At 47.3% G+C, this 16,899-nt stretch carries 14 protein-coding genes and 1 pseudogene; 11 read left to right on the forward strand and 4 right to left on the reverse strand.

What is annotated here, in order from left to right; translation table 11 throughout:
• Nucleotides 1-18: 18 nt before the first annotated feature.
• Nucleotides 19-198: pseudogene (locus tag OC443_RS26430) on the forward strand (hypothetical protein); the annotation flags it as partial.
• Between the two features lie 121 nt (nt 199-319).
• Here the strand turns inward: OC443_RS26430 and OC443_RS21490 are convergent.
• Together OC443_RS21490 and malK are read right to left on the reverse strand one after the other, a co-directional pair.
• On the reverse strand, nt 320-1,624 hold the full coding sequence (locus OC443_RS21490; RefSeq protein WP_200796860.1) for a hypothetical protein: 1,305 nt from the start codon (nt 1,622-1,624) through the stop codon (nt 320-322).
• A 372-nt stretch (nt 1,625-1,996) separates the two neighbouring features.
• On the reverse strand, nt 1,997-3,133 hold the full coding sequence (malK, locus tag OC443_RS21495) for a maltose/maltodextrin ABC transporter ATP-binding protein MalK (protein WP_073579271.1): 1,137 nt from the start codon (nt 3,131-3,133) through the stop codon (nt 1,997-1,999).
• Between the two features lie 759 nt (nt 3,134-3,892).
• On the opposite strand from malK, the gene malE reads away from it, so the two are divergent.
• The 8 genes from malE to OC443_RS21535 all read left to right on the forward strand — a co-directional run bounded on the left by malE (nt 3,893) and on the right by OC443_RS21535 (nt 11,455).
• A complete protein-coding gene (gene malE, locus OC443_RS21500; protein WP_073579272.1) occupies nt 3,893-5,086 on the forward strand; it encodes a maltose/maltodextrin ABC transporter substrate-binding protein MalE in 1,194 nt (397 codons plus the stop codon).
• Between the two features lie 190 nt (nt 5,087-5,276).
• Nucleotides 5,277-6,884, forward strand: a complete 1,608-nt coding sequence (gene malF / locus OC443_RS21505; protein WP_073579273.1) for a maltose ABC transporter permease MalF — start codon at nt 5,277-5,279, stop codon at nt 6,882-6,884.
• Between the two features lie 10 nt (nt 6,885-6,894).
• Nucleotides 6,895-7,785, forward strand: a complete 891-nt coding sequence (gene malG / locus OC443_RS21510; RefSeq protein WP_073579274.1) for a maltose ABC transporter permease MalG — start codon at nt 6,895-6,897, stop codon at nt 7,783-7,785.
• Between the two features lie 268 nt (nt 7,786-8,053).
• Nucleotides 8,054-8,485: a hypothetical protein gene (locus OC443_RS21515; RefSeq protein ID WP_073579275.1), complete on the forward strand. Its 432-nt coding sequence runs from the start codon at nt 8,054-8,056 to the stop codon at nt 8,483-8,485.
• Nucleotides 8,486-8,720: 235 nt separating this feature from the next.
• The gene (locus OC443_RS21520) at nt 8,721-9,491 is read left to right on the forward strand and encodes a DNA/RNA non-specific endonuclease (protein ID WP_073579276.1); all 771 of its coding nucleotides are present in this window, start codon (nt 8,721-8,723) and stop codon (nt 9,489-9,491) included.
• Between the two features lie 208 nt (nt 9,492-9,699).
• Entirely contained in the window at nt 9,700-10,392 is a 693-nt protein-coding gene (locus tag OC443_RS21525) for an aspartate/glutamate racemase family protein (RefSeq protein WP_073579277.1), read from the forward strand.
• 45 nt (nt 10,393-10,437) lie between these two features.
• On the forward strand, nt 10,438-10,932 hold the full coding sequence (locus OC443_RS21530) for a GNAT family N-acetyltransferase (protein WP_073579278.1): 495 nt from the start codon (nt 10,438-10,440) through the stop codon (nt 10,930-10,932).
• Nucleotides 10,933-10,960: 28 nt separating this feature from the next.
• Nucleotides 10,961-11,455 (forward strand): GNAT family N-acetyltransferase, encoded by a 495-nt coding sequence (locus tag OC443_RS21535; protein WP_073579279.1) that lies wholly within the window; start codon nt 10,961-10,963, stop codon nt 11,453-11,455.
• 113 nt (nt 11,456-11,568) lie between these two features.
• On the opposite strand, the gene OC443_RS21540 is transcribed toward OC443_RS21535, so the two are convergent.
• On the reverse strand, nt 11,569-13,485 hold the full coding sequence (locus OC443_RS21540) for a sensor domain-containing diguanylate cyclase (protein WP_073579280.1): 1,917 nt from the start codon (nt 13,483-13,485) through the stop codon (nt 11,569-11,571).
• 216 nt (nt 13,486-13,701) lie between these two features.
• Between OC443_RS21540 and OC443_RS21545 the strand changes: the two genes are divergently transcribed.
• Together OC443_RS21545 and OC443_RS21550 are read left to right on the forward strand one after the other, a co-directional pair.
• The gene (locus tag OC443_RS21545) at nt 13,702-14,433 is read left to right on the forward strand and encodes an SDR family oxidoreductase (protein WP_073579281.1); all 732 of its coding nucleotides are present in this window, start codon (nt 13,702-13,704) and stop codon (nt 14,431-14,433) included.
• A 6-nt stretch (nt 14,434-14,439) separates the two neighbouring features.
• Nucleotides 14,440-15,081, forward strand: a complete 642-nt coding sequence (locus tag OC443_RS21550) for a glutathione S-transferase family protein (protein ID WP_073579282.1) — start codon at nt 14,440-14,442, stop codon at nt 15,079-15,081.
• Between the two features lie 97 nt (nt 15,082-15,178).
• Here the strand turns inward: OC443_RS21550 and OC443_RS21555 are convergent, their stop codons facing one another.
• A complete protein-coding gene (locus OC443_RS21555) occupies nt 15,179-16,675 on the reverse strand; it encodes a DEAD/DEAH box helicase (protein ID WP_073579283.1) in 1,497 nt (498 codons plus the stop codon).
• Between the last annotated feature and the right edge of the window lie 224 nt (nt 16,676-16,899).

The following is a 16,899-nucleotide window of genomic DNA, read 5'->3' on the forward strand; positions in this document are numbered from 1 at the left end:
AAAACCAAAGCACAGCGCCACGATAAATCGTCGGAGCAAAACACCACAACAATCACGGCGGGTTTTGCTGTCGCCCGGATTGAGCAGGCAGTGCCAACAACCGGCCTGTCGGTTTCTCTGCCGGGCGGGGTGACCATTCATGACATCCGATCCACTAATCTCTCTACCGTCACCCTGCTGCTGGAGGCACTGCGATGAGCAATATGACTTTACGTCCTGACCCGGCCGGCGCTGATGCAGGTCTTCCTTTATCGTGAGCCGGTGGATTTCCGTAATTCATACCTCTGTCTGAATGCATTGGTTGAGCTGAAATGGGGCATCATCCCTGTGTATGGCAGGCAGAAATCCGGTTGATCCGGATGTTCTGACTTCTGCCGGATGAATAAGGCCAGATCACGTCGCCGGTTGTGGTGGTTTTCATATCCTGAAAGTTGTCAATACTCATTGTGGTCTGAACCGGTCCTTCGAGAATACTTCCGGTTGCTGCGTCCGCGGTGGCAATCATTAATTTTCCGCCTGATTTCCACCCCAGCAGTAACTGATCATCACCAAGTTTTGCCATATAAGCCCGGAACGGGTAACCGCTGTCCAGATCCGTGGCAACGGTGATTGTCCGGATTTGTTCCGGCTGATCGGAATTGTCATGGAATTTTGCCAGTTTCAGGGTCAGGGTGCTGTCTGCAGTCTGAATGTAATTCATCCAGAATCCATCAGTGGCCGGAACTATACCGCCTAATGCGCGCTTGGTTGGATCGGTATTATTCAGCCAGGTTGAATAATCTGCCTGAGTTGTATTGGTCATGCGGGCCATGCGCATCGCGTTTGGATAAGCATCGCCGTGGCAGACTGCCGCCCAGTTATTGCCGTTATACCCCATACGAACGGACCAGCTGTGGCTGCAACCCCAGTCCCAGCCGCCGCTGAGAAGATCGCCGCTGTTTAAATCGACAAATTTGAGTGTATCGCCGGCGTGGATATCCACTTCTCCCGTGACATTGGGGCGATTGACTGAAAGGGCTGAACGGTAGTAGGCCGCGACTTTATCGCCGTCTGTTGCCAGCCTTGCGGTGTGCCCGTACCACCAGATAAAGTGCGCGTTGTTGGCATCAACATTGGTCTTTTTCGTCAGGGTTGTTCTGGCCGTTTGTGTGCCATTGGCATCCAGCAGCACGACATCCATTTTTCCGCAGACAGCTTTTCCGGGTGTTGCGTCGCTTTTACAGTATTTTGATGAATAAATATCCGGATCATTTGCCATCACAGCCAGTGCGATACCGTTGCTGGTTGCAATCGCATCATGCACTTCCAGACCGCTGAGTGTACCGAGTGTTTTCTGCTGCTGATCCTGAGCGTTTAACTGCATTAAGCGAATTAAATCACCGGACTGATCTTTCCAGGCCAGAACTGACTTTCCGTCTGCAACCGGTGCAATGACTGCCGGGGTATATTCATCATTGGGGGCGGGGTAGCCGCCGGTGGTCTGAACTTCGGTTGATTTCCAGCGTGCACTCAGTGAGGCACAGTCTGAAGAAGCCTGACTTTCAGCTGCACTGACAGTGGCTGCTGATATCAAAAGTGGTGCAGTGACTAACGTACAGATGATGGCACTTCGTTTTTTTCTCATGATGATATCTCTTATTGTTTGATTTTATTTTTGATGCGTCAGCCGCTGACCTATCCGGGGGAATAAAGGACAAATTGATTCAGTTTTTGACGTCATTGATATGAACACACACCGTCTGGCTGACTGTTTATATCCAGGTAACCTGAATCATGTATCTTCAGTTTGTTTGGGTATATGCAACTCAGGTTGGCGTGAGTGATTCATCATAATTGAATAAACATTCTGATTCATAAAGAAAAAGTAAATCGCGCTGCTTTGAAAAAGGAAGATTGTAAGATTGTGATTTTGCTTCAGGATAACAGCGGCCAGTCAAATGACCGCTGGTGACGGATGAGCCCGGGAAGGTGATTCAGGTTGCTTGGGTATATAGTGTCAGGCTGGCAACTGAATCGCATCGAAATCGATACCACTCTCACGGTATAACCGCTGGCATGCGGTGCCATCACTATGAAACAGGTGACATCTGTTTGGTTCAATTCCGATTGTATATGTATCACCGGCTTCAACCGGTAAGGTATCCGGCGCCCGGTAAATAACATCGGCATCTGCGCTTTCGAGGTGCAGATAAACCTGAGTTTCATTACCCAGCTTTTCCACAATCTGAACCGAACCTTCAATGGTTGCTTCTGCGCGTTCTGCATGCAGCAGATGCTCCGGACGGATGCCGAGTGACATTCTTTCTCCGGGCTGTACGTTTGTGCCGTCGACCGGGATCCAGAAGGTTTCACCATTTGCCAGTTGAACCATGACCCGCTCAGCTTCCGCAGATTCAATCTGTACCGTGATGAAATTCATTTTAGGTGAGCCGATAAACCCGGCAACAAACCTGTTTTTCGGATAATGATACAGCTCCAGTGGCTGCCCGATCTGAGCCACAGAGCCGGTATCCAGCACCACAATCTTATCGGCCATCGTCATTGCTTCGACCTGATCGTGAGTCACATAAATCATGGTGCAGCCAAGCTGGCGTTGCAGCTTGGTTATTTCGCTGCGCATATTGACTCTGAGCGCGGCATCGAGATTGGATAAAGGCTCGTCGAGCAGGAACACCCTGGGCTGTGAAACCAGGGTTCTGCCAATGGCAACCCGCTGGCGCTGTCCGCCGGAGAGTGCTTTGGGCTGACGGTCAAGCAGGTGTCCGAGCTGCAGGATTTCGGCGGCGTGATTGACTCTTGTGTCGATCTCTTTTTTATCTGCTTTTGCCAGTTTCAGCCCGAAAGACATATTGTCATAGAGGTTCAGGTGCGGGTATAACGCATAAGACTGGAACACCATGCCAACGCCCCGTTTGGAAGGTTCGGTGTCATTGACTCTTTCATCACCAATATACAGATCGCCGGAAGTAATATCCTCAAGACCGGCAATACAACGCAGCAGAGTTGATTTCCCACAGCCGGAAGGGCCGACGAAGACAACAAATTCGCCTTCTTTGATGTCCAGATTCACATCCCTGGAGATCACGACATCACCATAGGCTTTACATACATTTTTTAACGTGACATTCGCCATGTAGCCAGTCCTCGAATCAATTAGTTATTTTTATCTTTCTGGTTTGTATTTCAGTCTGGTCTGAAGTTGTTACCGGGATGGATGGTGTGGAATCGTACCTGGCTGCAACTTCAGTCAGTCCTGATTGTGAATGCGTTCAGAATATCATCATAAGAAAAGGAAGGTGGAGAGAAAACCTCATCCACCTGTTATCACCCGGGATAAATTCGTCGGTGTACTTTCTGTCTGAAAGTGTCTCCCCCCAAAATACGACGACATTCTGTGACGACTTTCTAAATCAGAGACGTGCTTTATCCGGCAATAAAACAGCGAAACGCGGGTTCGCTGCACGAGACTCCTCTTGGAGGTCTCCAGTCTCTGCGATTAGAGGATGGCGTACATCATCCCGAGGCAATTAATTACAGGGGGAGCGGGGGAGGAGGAGCAGCCCGGATGAGAGCAGTAGACTTACTGATCAACTTCAAAAAAACAAAGATTTAAATTGTGATCCAGATTGGATTCGGTCGTTCATATGTGACCTGTGCCACTATCTTCTGCTGGTTCAGATCACGAAAATATCCCCGGTGATACAGGGCGTAGCGTCCGGGATGATGATTTGATGACAATCTTCTTACATCATGAAACCATGTTGCTTTAGCATGTTATCCGGGGAAACCGGGATTTTCTGGTGGATAACAGGATGAAATAGCAGCGTGTCTGTCAGACTTCCGGCGGTATGTCCGGGATAGCCCTGCGTTTTATTATAAAAAGGATAAAAATATGAAAAAAGCTCTGAGTACTGTTGCTGTCTGCACCTTAGCAGCGCTTGGTTCATTGAGTGTTATGAGTGCGAATGCTGCCATTGCAGAAGGTCAGCTAACTATCTGGATTAATGGCGATAAAGGTTACGATGGTCTGGCGAAAGTCGGAAAATTATTTGAAGCCGATACCGGTATACCGGTGAAAGTGGTCCATCCGGATGGCCTGCAGGATAAGTTTCCTCAAACTGCAGCGACTGGTGATGGGCCGGATATTGTGTTCTGGGCACATGATCGTTTTGGAGGTTATGCAGAAGCGGGGCTTCTGGCAGAAGTTCATCCTTCAAAAACATTAAAAGACAATATCGTCAGCTTTGCCTGGGACGCTGTGAATTACCGGGGAAAATACGTGGGTTACCCGGTGGCGGTTGAGTCGCTTTCTTTAATCTATAACAAAGACCTGGTCGCGGAACCCCCAAAGAACTGGGAAGACATTGCGGCACTGGATGCGAAGCTGAAGAAACAGGGTAAATCCGCGATTATGTGGAATCTTAAAGAGCCCTATTTCACCTGGCCACTCATGGCGGCAGACGGTGGATATGCGTTTAAATATGACCCTGCAAGCGGATACAACATTAAAGATGCCGGTGTTGACCAGATCGGCGTGAAAATGGCGATGAAATTTCTCAAAGGCCTGATTCATCAGAAGGTCATCTCGCCGGATATGGATTACTCGGTTTCGGAAGCGGAATTTAATAAAGGTCATACGGCGATGACGATCAATGGCCCCTGGTCATGGGGAAATATTGAGAAGTCCGGGATTCATTATGGTGTAACCACGTTGCCGAAATTTAATGGCCAGGCTTCCAAACCTTTTGTCGGCGTGCTGTCTGCCGGCATCAGTACCGCATCACCAAACAAAGATTTAGCGGTTGAGTTTATTGAAAATTATCTGTTGACCGATCAGGGGTTAAAACTGGTGAATGACGATAAACCGCTTGGCGCTGTCGCTTTGAAATCTTTTGAAAAAATTCTGGCGAAAGATCCCCGGATTGCGGCAACGATGGAGAATGCCATGAATGGTGAGATTATGCCGAATATTCCGCAGATGAGTGCATTCTGGAGTTCAGTCAAGAATGCGATCATTAATGTGGCTGATGGCCGTCAGTCGGTTGATTCTGCACTGGCGGATGCAAAAAAACAGATGACGAAGTAATGAATATACCCAAACAACCTGAAGATGCAGGGTTCAGGTTGCCTGGGTATAGCTGTGCGGGTTTGTGTATCCGGCAGCTTCAATATCATCCGGGTCTGTTTATTTGCCGGAAGGCAGTAAGAAGAGCAGACCCGCCTTTCTTATATTATGACAAGCTTATTTTTACCATCATTCGTTGGCAGGATTTCTTATGCAGTTAGTTCAGGGTTCGGGAGCTCATGCTTCAGTGAACATACTTTCCGGCAAAAAAAAGCTCCTGAAGTGGGGAGTGTTACTTATCATCGGCATATGCAACGGTTATGCGAGTATTTTAATGTTTTCCCGTGGAGAGCTGGCGTTTGCGATGTTAACCATCGTCTTAACCGCGTTGGCTGTCTTTATCTTCGGCAACCGGAAAGCTTATGCACATCGCTATATTTATCCGGGGATTGCCGGCATGATTCTGTTCATTTTATTTCCGCTGGCTTACACCGTCGGATTGTCATTCACCAATTACAGCGCCAAAAATCAGTTATCGTTAGCGCGTGCGCAATCTGTCTTACTTGATCAGACTTTTCAAAGCGGGAAAAATTTCCCCTTTACCCTTTATCAGGGACAGGCAGGATACCGGATTGTGGTGAAAACAGAGAATACTGTACTTGTCACGGCGCCGTTTCGCTTTCAGGATTTATCAGCCAGGGAAAAGTCCCACTTTCAACAAACGTCTGGTGACCGGATGACTTTATCCGTACCGGATTTTTCTCTGACTGATCAGACCAAAGCGAAGCTGAAAACCGTGATTCAGCACCGTAAGTTGCTGGGGCAGGTGACACTGGAAATGCCGGATGGTGCTTTGATCCGGATGAATGGTCTGAGAAAATTTGCAGCGGTTGCTCCATTGTACTCACAGGTCGATGGGGGACAGACACTCCATAATCATCAGACCGGACAAGATCTGAAACCAAACATGAAGGCGGGTTTCTATCAGCCGGTGAATGAAGCGGGGGAATTTACCGGACAGCCGGTTTCTCCCGGTTTTATTGTGAACACCGGCACCGCGAATTTTCAGCGGGTCTGGCAGGATGAAGGGATTAAAGAGCCATTTATCAGTATTTTTATCTGGACGGTGGTCTTCTCTGTGGCAACGGTAGTGCTGACGCTGGCAATTGGCCTGGTACTGGCAAGTATTGTGCAGTGGGAAGCCCTGAAAGGCCGGGCCGTGTACCGGGTATTGTTGATTTTACCCTATGCGGTGCCGGCGTTTATCTCGATTCTTATTTTCAAAGGGTTATTTAACCAGAGTTTCGGTGAAATTAATCTGGTGCTGAAAGCGCTGTTTGGCCTCAGTCCGGCGTGGTTTTCCGATCCGTTTCTGGCCAGGATGATGGTGATTATCGTCAATACCTGGCTGGGCTTTCCCTATATGATGATTTTGTGTATGGGCTTACTGAAAGCGATTCCGGATGATTTATATGAAGCGTCTGCGATTGACGGGGCCGGGCCATTTTATAATTTTATGAGAATTACCGTCCCGTTGATGATTAAACCGTTAACGCCGCTTTTGATCGCCAGTTTTGCCTTCAACTTCAACAACTTTGTGATGATTTACCTGCTGACTTCCGGTGGCCCGAATATGATTGGGACGAGTGAACCCGCCGGTTATACGGATCTGCTGGTGAGTTACACCTACCGGATTGCATTTGAAGGGAGTGGCGGCCGGGACTTCGGGCTGGCGAGTGCCATTGCCACCCTGATTTTCTTACTCGTAGGGGCGCTGGCGTTGTTTAATTTGCGTTTTACCCGTTTAGAACAGGACTGAGGAGCTGATAATGGCAATGGTACAAGGTAAAAATCTGAAATACCGGGTCTGGGCGACGCATATTGCGTTGTGGATTTTTCTGTCAATGATCATCTTTCCGCTGTTAATGATCGTGGCGATTTCATTTCGGGAAGGGAATTTTGCAACCGGAAGTCTGATCCCGGATCATCCTTCGCTGGAGCACTGGAAACTGGCGTTTGGTTTTGCGGTGACCAATGCCGATGGTACGGTAACGCCACCGCCGTTTCCTGTGCTGACCTGGCTATGGAACTCGGTCAAGATCGCCGGGATTTCGTCGGTGTTTATTGTGGTTTTATCAACAACGTCAGCATATGCGTTCGCCCGGATGAAATTTGGTGGCAAGAGTATGATTCTCAAGGCGATGATGATATTTCAGATGTTCCCGGCGGTGCTGGCACTGGTCGCTTTATATGCTCTGTTTGATAAGCTCGGCCAGTATATTCCGTTTCTGGGTCTGAACACCCACGGCGGGCTGATTTTCTCTTATCTGGGCGGTATTGCCCTGCATGTCTGGACGATCAAAGGCTATTTCGAGACGATTGATAATTCGCTGGAAGAAGCCGCAGCACTTGACGGCGCGACACCCTGGCAGGCGTTCCGTCTGGTTCTGCTGCCTTTGTCGGTTCCTATTCTGGCCGTGGTTTTTATTCTGTCCTTCATCATGGTGGTCGGGGAAGTGCCGGTCGCTTCACTGCTGTTGTCTGACATCAATAAATATACGCTGGCTGTCGGGATGCAGCAGTATCTCTATCCGCAAAATTATTTGTGGGGTGACTTTGCTGCAGCCGCTGTGCTTTCCGCGGTGCCGATTACATTTGTTTTCCTGCTGGCACAACGCTGGCTGGTCGGCGGTCTGACGGCCGGTGGTGTCAAAGGGTAAGCGATTCAGTTTACGCCTGAATAAGTGCCGGGCCCTGTGATGTGGTCCGGTATTTTTTTCAGTGCGGATTGCTCTCAGAACAAATGGTTCTCAGAGTAGATTGTCTTCAGAGTAGATAGTTCTCTTTATCGCAGCGAAAATTTATAACTCTCTCATTTCTAAATGATATTTTCTGATCATTCATCACAGAACAATGTATCTTATAATCAACTATGTTTATATTGTCTGATACTTAACAGAACAAATTTGTTCTGTTAAGAGGCGGGTTATGAGTAAAAAAGATGAAGTCACATCACTGCAACAATTAAATCAGGTTCTGGAGTTAGTGAAAACCTGGTCTGAAATCTCGGCATATCAGAAAAAGATCACGAAAAATTATCAGAATATGCTCTGGGGAGCTGAATCGTTTGAGGAGCTGATCAGTCTGTGCCCGAAATATCTGCAACAGACGATTAACCCGTGGAGCTTTTCTTTAATCAGCCTGACCAAAGAAATGAAAGGAAGCCCCAATCAGGAATCAAAAATAGTCCAGGAGGTCGCCAGTTATGGTAGCCAGCTGGGAACAGTGATTGATTTTCTTAAACTGTTGGCTCAGGAAGGGAAGGTCAACGCCAAAGCGCTTGCGGATGAGCCGGAAAAACTGGCGATATTGTGTAAGTTTGAGTCACTGGTTGATCAGATTGAACGATGCAAAAAATAACACAGATTTCGGGGGAGATGATGTATAAACCGAGCTTCAGGCCCGGTTTTTTTTCATTCAGTGCGAATAAAATCAATCTCTTATAGCCATATTGATACCCTTTGCCAAAATTGACACCGATTGTATTGAATTTGCAATATTGGTGTGACAAGTTTCTTATGCATGTTTATTTATTATCAATCCGGTATTTATCACTGGTATTGATTTAACTTTGTGTTTATTTAGGGAACAGATAATGAGAAACTTTCAACGTCACCTGGCAGTAGCCTGCTGTTTGCTGAGTACAGCAGCGTATGCCGATAATTGTATGATGGGCTGCCCGTCCGGAGTGAACAATGGCAAAACAGTCACCCGTTCGGTTTATACGCTGAAAAATAATGCAACCACAAAATTTGCAGACTGGGTTGCTTACCATGTCACGAGCAAAACGGTCAGTGGCCCGACACGTAAGCGTACATGGAAAACCGATCCGGCACTGAATGTCTCGAATACACTGGAGCCATCTGATTATAAGAATGCCCATGCGACGATTCATACCGATCGCGGACATCAGGTGCCTTTGGCATCATTCAGTAATGCAGCTGACTGGGCTCAGGTTAACTACATGTCGAATATTACCCCTCAGTCTTCTGACCTGAATCAGGGGCCGTGGAATAAGCTGGAAAATGCGGTCCGTAAATATGTTAAATCCGGTCACGATGTTTACGTTATTTCCGGTCCACTCTATGAGAACTATTTTGCTTCCTTGCCAAATACCGGGAAAAATCACACAATTCCAAGCGGTTATTTTAAAGTGATTGCTGAAAAAAGCGGGGACACAGTGACAGCTTCCGCATTTATCATGGAACAAACGGCGGGTCGTTATGATGACTATTGTGATACTGAGGTTACCGTCAATGAAGCTGAACAGCGATCCGGGATTGATATGATGCCTGAGCTTTCAGCCGTTGATGAACCGGAGGTTGAAGGCACACTGGGTGGCCTGATGGCAGGACTGGGGTGTTGATGAAGCTCTGAATCCTGCATCTTGAGGTCATTCAGGTACAGACCAAAAAGGATAGGGTGCGCCAGCCTCCTGTGTATCAGGGGGCTGCTTAATGAATGCTATCATGGGTATAAACAGGATTTGCAGCATGTATCGTGTTCGTCTCTCTCTTGTTTTCGTGTTGCTGGCGGCTATCCGGTGAAAACAAACAACACAAAGGAAAATAGTGATGAAAACAATTGGTTTGCTGGGCGGCATGAGCTGGGAAAGCACGTTGGGTTACTACCAGCTGATTAATGAAGGGATCAAAGAAAAACTCGGTGGACTGCATTCGGCGCAAATTGCTTTATATAGTGTTGACTTTGATCCGATAGAAAAGCTGCAACATGCAGGTAAATGGGATGAAACGGCCGGGATTTTATCCGCAGCTGCAAAAAATATTGAAGCCGGTGGGGCTGATTTTCTGCTGATTTGTACCAATACTATGCATAAGGTCGCCCCTGAGATTGAAGCTGAAATCAGTATTCCTCTGCTGCATATTGCAGACGCGACTGCAGAAGTGTTGCTTCAGGATGGTATCCGGACTGTCGGGTTGCTGGGTACAGGTTTTACGATGGAACAGGATTTCTATAAAGGACGCCTGAAAGATAAGTACGGGCTGGACGTGCTGGTTCCTGCAAAGCAGGACAGAGAGATTGTACATCAGGTGATTTATCAGGAACTTTGTCTTGGCCGGGCGTTACCGGAATCAAAGGCGGCATATCTGCGGATTATTGAGGCGCTGGCTGAACAGGGGGCAGAAGCCGTCATTCTGGGGTGTACTGAAATTGGTATGTTGGTCAGTCAGGCAGATACTAAAACCCGCCTGCTGGATACAACACGGATTCATGCCCGCAAAGCCGTTGAATTTGCAGTACAATAAATTATAGAGTTCCCTGCAGACGCACAACAGGAAATGAAGGGAAATATGGAGTTAACCACATTTACTGAAAAAGATTTCGATCAGCTGATTGGCTGGATTAATTCACCGGAACTGAACTATCTGTGGGGCGGGCCGTCGTATAAATTTCCGCTGACCCGACGTCAGATTACCCGTCACTGCCGGCAACGGGAAGTGTCTCCTTTTCTGTTTCAAGTCAATGGGGAGAATATTGGTTTTGTTGAGTTGTACCGGATTTCTCCTCAGCATTACCGGATCTGCCGGGTGTTCATTTCAGATGATTACCGCGGGCAGGGATTGTCGAAGCAGATGCTAATGCTGTTAAGCGATAAAGCGAGGACAGAATTTGGGTGCTTGCTGCTTAGTCTGGCGGTGTTTGGTCATAATCAGATCGCCAGGCGGAGTTATGAGTCTCTCGGGTTTAAGGTCACCGCTATAGAAAAAGGCACCCGCTCTTACGGTGGTGAGATGTGGGATCTTGTCCGGATGGAAAAATGGCTGACTGAATCTTATTCAGTGTAATGGTTGTCAGATGAATACAGGAAAGATCATGGAAGTTTCATTTTTAGCGGATTATCCGCAATATATTGACCAAATTGCTCACTGGTATTTTGACGAGTGGGGATATTTAGTTCCTGAAATTACGGTTGATGAAGTAAAAGAGAATGTCTCAGGAAAAGCGCAAAGCAGGCATGATATTCCGCTGATATTTGTGATTCATCAGCATGGAAAACCCGCAGGTGTGGTTGAGCTGAAATACCGTGAGAATGCGAATCATCCTGACTATGAACACTGGATCGGCGGTGTTTATGTTTCACCTGCATTCAGGGGGACAGGCGTTGCCCGGATTCTGGTGGAAACCGCCAAAAAGCATGCAGTTACCCTGGGGCTGACAAAACTTTATCTCCAGTGTAAAGATGATTATATCGGACTCTACAGTAAATATGGCTTTCAGGCGCTGCACAAGACAAAATATGGTGTGATATCCACGATGGTGATGAAGTGGGATGTATGTGAAGAAGAAACATCGGATGATGCCTCCTGATTGTGATGTGACCGCGTGATTCTTTGACTGCGATTTATAGTGTAAATAGGGTTGGTATTTCAAAGATTTTGTTCAGAATTGTTGATTATTTATAGGCTTCACTTTACTCAATGTCATGTTTGTTCATGGTTCGGGAAGTGAAGCACTTTATATTTATCAATATCACTCACGACCCTGTTTCGGCCACTTTCTTTGGCTACGTACAGGTTTTGATCTGCTGAATCAAGTGCTTGTGATAGTTTTGCATTGGGTTCATAAGCAGAAACACCGATACTGATGGTGAGCTGTTCCACTTTGCTAAAATTAAATTTGGCTACGAGCTGACAGAGCTTTTCGGCCACGATAATTCCTTCCTCAATTTCAGTTTGCGGGCAGATGACAATAAACTCTTCTCCGCCCCATCTGCCTACATAATCAGTCTGCCGGATGTTGAATTTGAACAGGTTGGAGACTTCTCTTAAGACTTCATCCCCAACCAGGTGACCGTAGTTATCATTAATTGCTTTAAAGTGATCGATATCGATAATGAGCAGGCAAAAAGGAATGCTGTATCTTTGTGTCCTTTGTTGTTCCGTATCCAGAATCCGGTTGATTTTGGAGCGGTTGTACAGACCAGTCAGGGTATCTTTTTCTGAGTATCGTTCCAGGTTCTTTTTATCCGTGATGTCGGTTGAAACGGAAATATAACCAATTTTAGTCCCGTCATCATTATATTTGGGAATGATATAGCTGCTGACCCAAAAACTTTGCCCGGATTTCATTTTGTTATGAAATTCTCCCTTCCAGCTCCGGCCGTCGTTCAGCTCTTGCCACATATCAGAGAAATCTTTCGGCTGGGTTTCATCAGTCTGAAAGATGGAAGAATGTTTGCCAATCAATTCTCTTCTTTTATAGCCGCTCAGGGTGCAAATGGCATCATTACACCGGGTAATATAGCCTTCCAGATCGGTATCAATAATCGGCACATGTTGATCGATGATATTTGCATACAATTGGTTAGTTTTGGTAATGCGTTGCAGTTCAAACGCATTTTTTGATGGGGTATAAGAAATAAAAGCACCTAACGGAATGGCAACCAGAACGACGATCAGTAAGGTGAAAAGGCTCGATTCAATCGCGTCCCGGGTTAATATGTTATACAGCTTTTCTGAAGGTTTTGCGATCAGTGTCAGTCCTTCACCATTATTAAAGATGCCTGACATATCAAATATCTGAATACTTGAATGGTCATTTGAACGAATTTGATCCTGTTTCTGGCCTAATTCGCTGCGAATTGTGTATCCGGAACCGGTATACCTTGACCAGTTTAAGTCCGGATCGGATGCACTGAGTATAAACCCTTCTTTATCAGCCAGGTAAAGATCAAGCTCACTCGACTTTGTCAGGATACTGAGCATATAGGTCGCATCCATATTGGCAATTACGATGCCTTTGAACTCATTGTTATTGGTATTAAATACCGGTGTTGAAACCCGGAGTGTCGCCTTATAGGGAATCTCAATTTTTCCGTTTTCACTATTGAGATCTAAATGAGAAATATAATAATCGCCGTGGTGCAGCCCTTTGGTTTTCTGAAAGTAATAGCGCTTATATTTGTTTTGCAGATCTCGGATATTGGTGTTCTGAATACTGATTTCACCACCAAGTCGATTGATTTTTTCGATTTTGACTATTTCGTCACCGTAAGCATCCAGATACCGGAACTGGTAGATGTTTGAACTTGAACGAACGATATTAAGCATTGCATCTTCAAGTTTCAGCAGGTTTTTATTGATGGGTGATGTGGCGTATTCTTCAGCGACCTGACTTTCGGAAAGAGAGCTGATCTTCCTTTTGGTATCCTCAATAAAAAACCGGGAGGCACTTTCTGCACGTTCAAACTGAAATTTAATTCTTTGTTCAATTAATTTTTCAGAAAAATTATAGAAGTAGAAATAACTGGCAAAAGAGGAAACCACCGCAATGACTAAACCAAATAACAGAAAGTAAGAGATATACTTTCTGTAACTTTTCAAGAATGTCGGTGACATGATTATCAGGCAATCCTGTTTTACGAACACTCTTATGAGCCTAAGACACGAATCCATAATATTCAAATATTTATGTTAAGAATTGCTTATACCCAAACAACCTGAAGAGGCATGTTTTAGCGTGCTGTGGCTGTCAGCTTTTGTTTGATTCACCGTTTGAACAATGATAAACCTGAAAAATCATTTTCAGGTAGCCTGAATCAACAGGAATGAATCATGAAAAAAACAGTACTTGTGACCGGTGGCGGCAGAGGGATAGGGGCGGCCACATCCCGGCAGCTCGCTGCTGAAGGTTATGCCGTTTGTGTCAATTATCGTTCAGATAAAATCAGTGCAGAAGCGGTGGTGGCAGATATTCAGGCGGCGGGTGGTACAGCCTTTGCCTGTCAGGGGGATGTCTCTGATGAAAGTGATGTGATGGCGTTATTTGATGCTGCAGAGCAGGTGTTGGGGCCGGTGACACATCTGGTCAATAATGCCGGTATCCTGTTCGAACAAACGCCGTTGGTCAGGATGAGTGTGGCACGTTTCAATCAGGTGATGATCACCAATGTGACCAGCTGCTTTTTGTGCTGCCGGGAGTTCATCCGGAGGGCGCAGCAGCCCGGCGCGATCGTCAATGTTTCCTCAGCCGCGTCAAGAACCGGTGCACCATTTGAATATGTCGATTATGCAGCCTCAAAAGGTGCGATGGATTCACTGACAAAAGGATTGTCACTGGAAGTGGCTGCGCAGAAAATCCGGGTGAATACTGTCCGGCCGGGATTTATTAACACAGAGATGCATACAGATGGCGGAGAGCCGGACCGGGTGGCACGTTTATCTCCGCAAATTCCGTTACAGCGGGGTGGTGAGCCGGAGGAAGTGGCCGAAGCGATTGCATGGTTGTTATCTGAAAAAGCTTCCTATGTCACCGGGTCATTTATTGATTTAGCCGGAGGAAAATAAAAAATTATGAAGTTATACGGCAGAATAACATCGTTTAATGTACAGAAAGTATTATGGCTTCTGGAAGAGCTTGGGCTTTGTTATGAACATATTGAATGTGGTGGCCGCTTCGGCGGATTAGACACAGCAGCGTTTGCCAGGCTGAACCCGATGCAGAAAGTGCCTGTCCTGATTGACGGCGATCATGTGGTGTGGGAATCCCACACGATACTGAGATATCTGGCGGCTGAATACGGTGGTGAAACATGGTATCCGGCGTGTGCTTATCAGCGTTCTCTTTCTGAACGCTGGATGGACTGGGGACATCTGACATTTCAGCAGGCCTTTATGGGAACGTTCTGGGGATATTACCGGATGCCGGCAGAAAAAAGGGATATGCAGGCGGTCAATGAATCGCTGGAACAATGTGTTAATAGTTTAAATATTCTGGACAAAGCCCTGGCGGAGCAGGCATTCATCGCCGGTAAGACGATCACTCTGGGGGATATCTGCACCGGCGCGGTACTTTACCGGCTGACTTCGCAAGGGCTGGATGTGCCTTTACCGGAGAATGTGACACGCTGGTATGAACAGCTGAAACAGCGTCCGGGGTATCAGCGGTGGGTGATGAGTGATTTTACTGAGCTGAAAGGCAGAGAAGATTTTTAGCCGGAAAGCCTGGGGTGAAGACGTTCAGGGGGCTGAAGTTAAGGTTGAAGGTGCCGTGGTGGCACCTTTTTTTGTTAAATTTGGTTAATCAGCGTTTCTATTGCGCTGCTTTCGCCGTGCCTGATGGTCGCCGCGTTTTCCGGCGCTGCCCGGCAGATTTTGGTTGACCTGCTGCTGAGTGCTGCGTTTGCTGATTTGTAGTATTTCTGTTGGCTGGTTTCTTACGCTTTGGTTGGGTTGGCTTGTTGTCACCAGTCGTTTCACCCTGACTGAAGCGTTTTTTCTGACCTGAACCGGCTGCGGCTGGCTTTCCATCCGGACGGCGCGGTTTACGCCGCTTAGGCGGTTGAGATGAAGGCGATGGCTCAGAAACTTGGCTTTTCCGGCTTTCCGTCGTCTTCGCCTTTTTAGGCTTTTTCGGCTTAATCGGGCGCGTGTCCAGCTTTGATTCCGGTAACGGATTGGTTGGCTGGTAGCCGCTGAGTGTGATGCGCGGCAGTAATTGCTGTGTCAGGCGTTCGATCGCAAACAGGTCCGGCGCTTCAATGGCAGAAACCAGTGAGATCGCTTTACCGCTTTCTCCGGCCCGGCCCGTCCGGCCGATTCGGTGCACATAATCCTGTGCGACTTTCGGCAGTTCAAAGTTGACTACCTGCGGAAGTTGCGGGATATCGATACCGCGGGCTGCAATATCTGTGGCAACCAGAACACGCAACTGACCGGATTTAAAATCAGCCAGTGCTTTTGTCCGTGCATTCTGGCTTTTGTTTCCGTGAATCGCTGCTGCTGCCAGCTTTTCATTGGTCAGAAAGGCGGCTAACCGGTTAGCACCATGCTTGGTCCGGGTAAACACCAGTACCTGCTGCCAGTTGCCTTCTTTGATGAGCTTCGCCAGCATCGGTGGCTTTTTCTTCACATCAGCCGGATAAATACATTGCTCGACGGTCCGGGCGGTTGAGTTAGCCGGGTTGACCGAAATTTCAACCGGGCTGTTGACCAGCCCTTTCGCCAGATCGCGGATTTCCTGAGAGAAAGTTGCAGAAAACAGCAGGTTCTGGCGTTTTGCCGGCAGGAGCTTCAGAATCTTACGCACATCACGCAGGAAGCCCATATCCAGCATCCGGTCCGCTTCATCCAGTACCAGCACTTCCAGCTGGGAAAATTTCACTGCGTTCTGACTGTATAAATCCATCAGACGGCCCGGTGTCGCCACCAGAATATCGGCACCTTTTGTCAGGCGCTGCATTTGCGGATTGATTTTCACGCCACCAAACACAACCGCACTGCTGAGCGGCAGGTGTTTGCTGTACATCAGAATGTTGTCCTGAATCTGGGCAGCCAGCTCTCTGGTTGGGGTCAGAATCAGTGCCCGGACGTGGTTGCCGCGAGCCCGCGGACCGTGAGAGAGACGCTCCAGTATTGGCAGTGTAAACCCTGCGGTTTTACCCGTACCTGTCTGTGCAGCAGCCATCACATCTTTGCCTTTGAGTACGGCCGGAATGGCTTGCGCCTGAACAGGAGAAGGTGTGTTGTATCCGATTTCCTGTATTGCACGAAGAATTGGTGCAGACAGACCCAGCGAGGTAAAACCCATATTTGATTCTCAATTGTTGATGGAAAGGAAAATTCGCCGTCATTTCACGGCGGCGAAAGGTGCAATATTCTGAGGCTTTCGGTCGCTGGCTGCAACTGATAATTGAGATTAATCACAAAACAGGCTGAATATCAGTCAGCCTGTTGTTTCATGGTTCAATTAGTTGCTTAAGATGTTAAACACGCACTCTGACCGGATATTCCGCAAGCCATTTTGAGTAAGAG

The organism is Vibrio quintilis, from assembly GCF_024529975.1.
GTDB lineage: Bacteria > Pseudomonadota > Gammaproteobacteria > Enterobacterales > Vibrionaceae > Vibrio > Vibrio quintilis.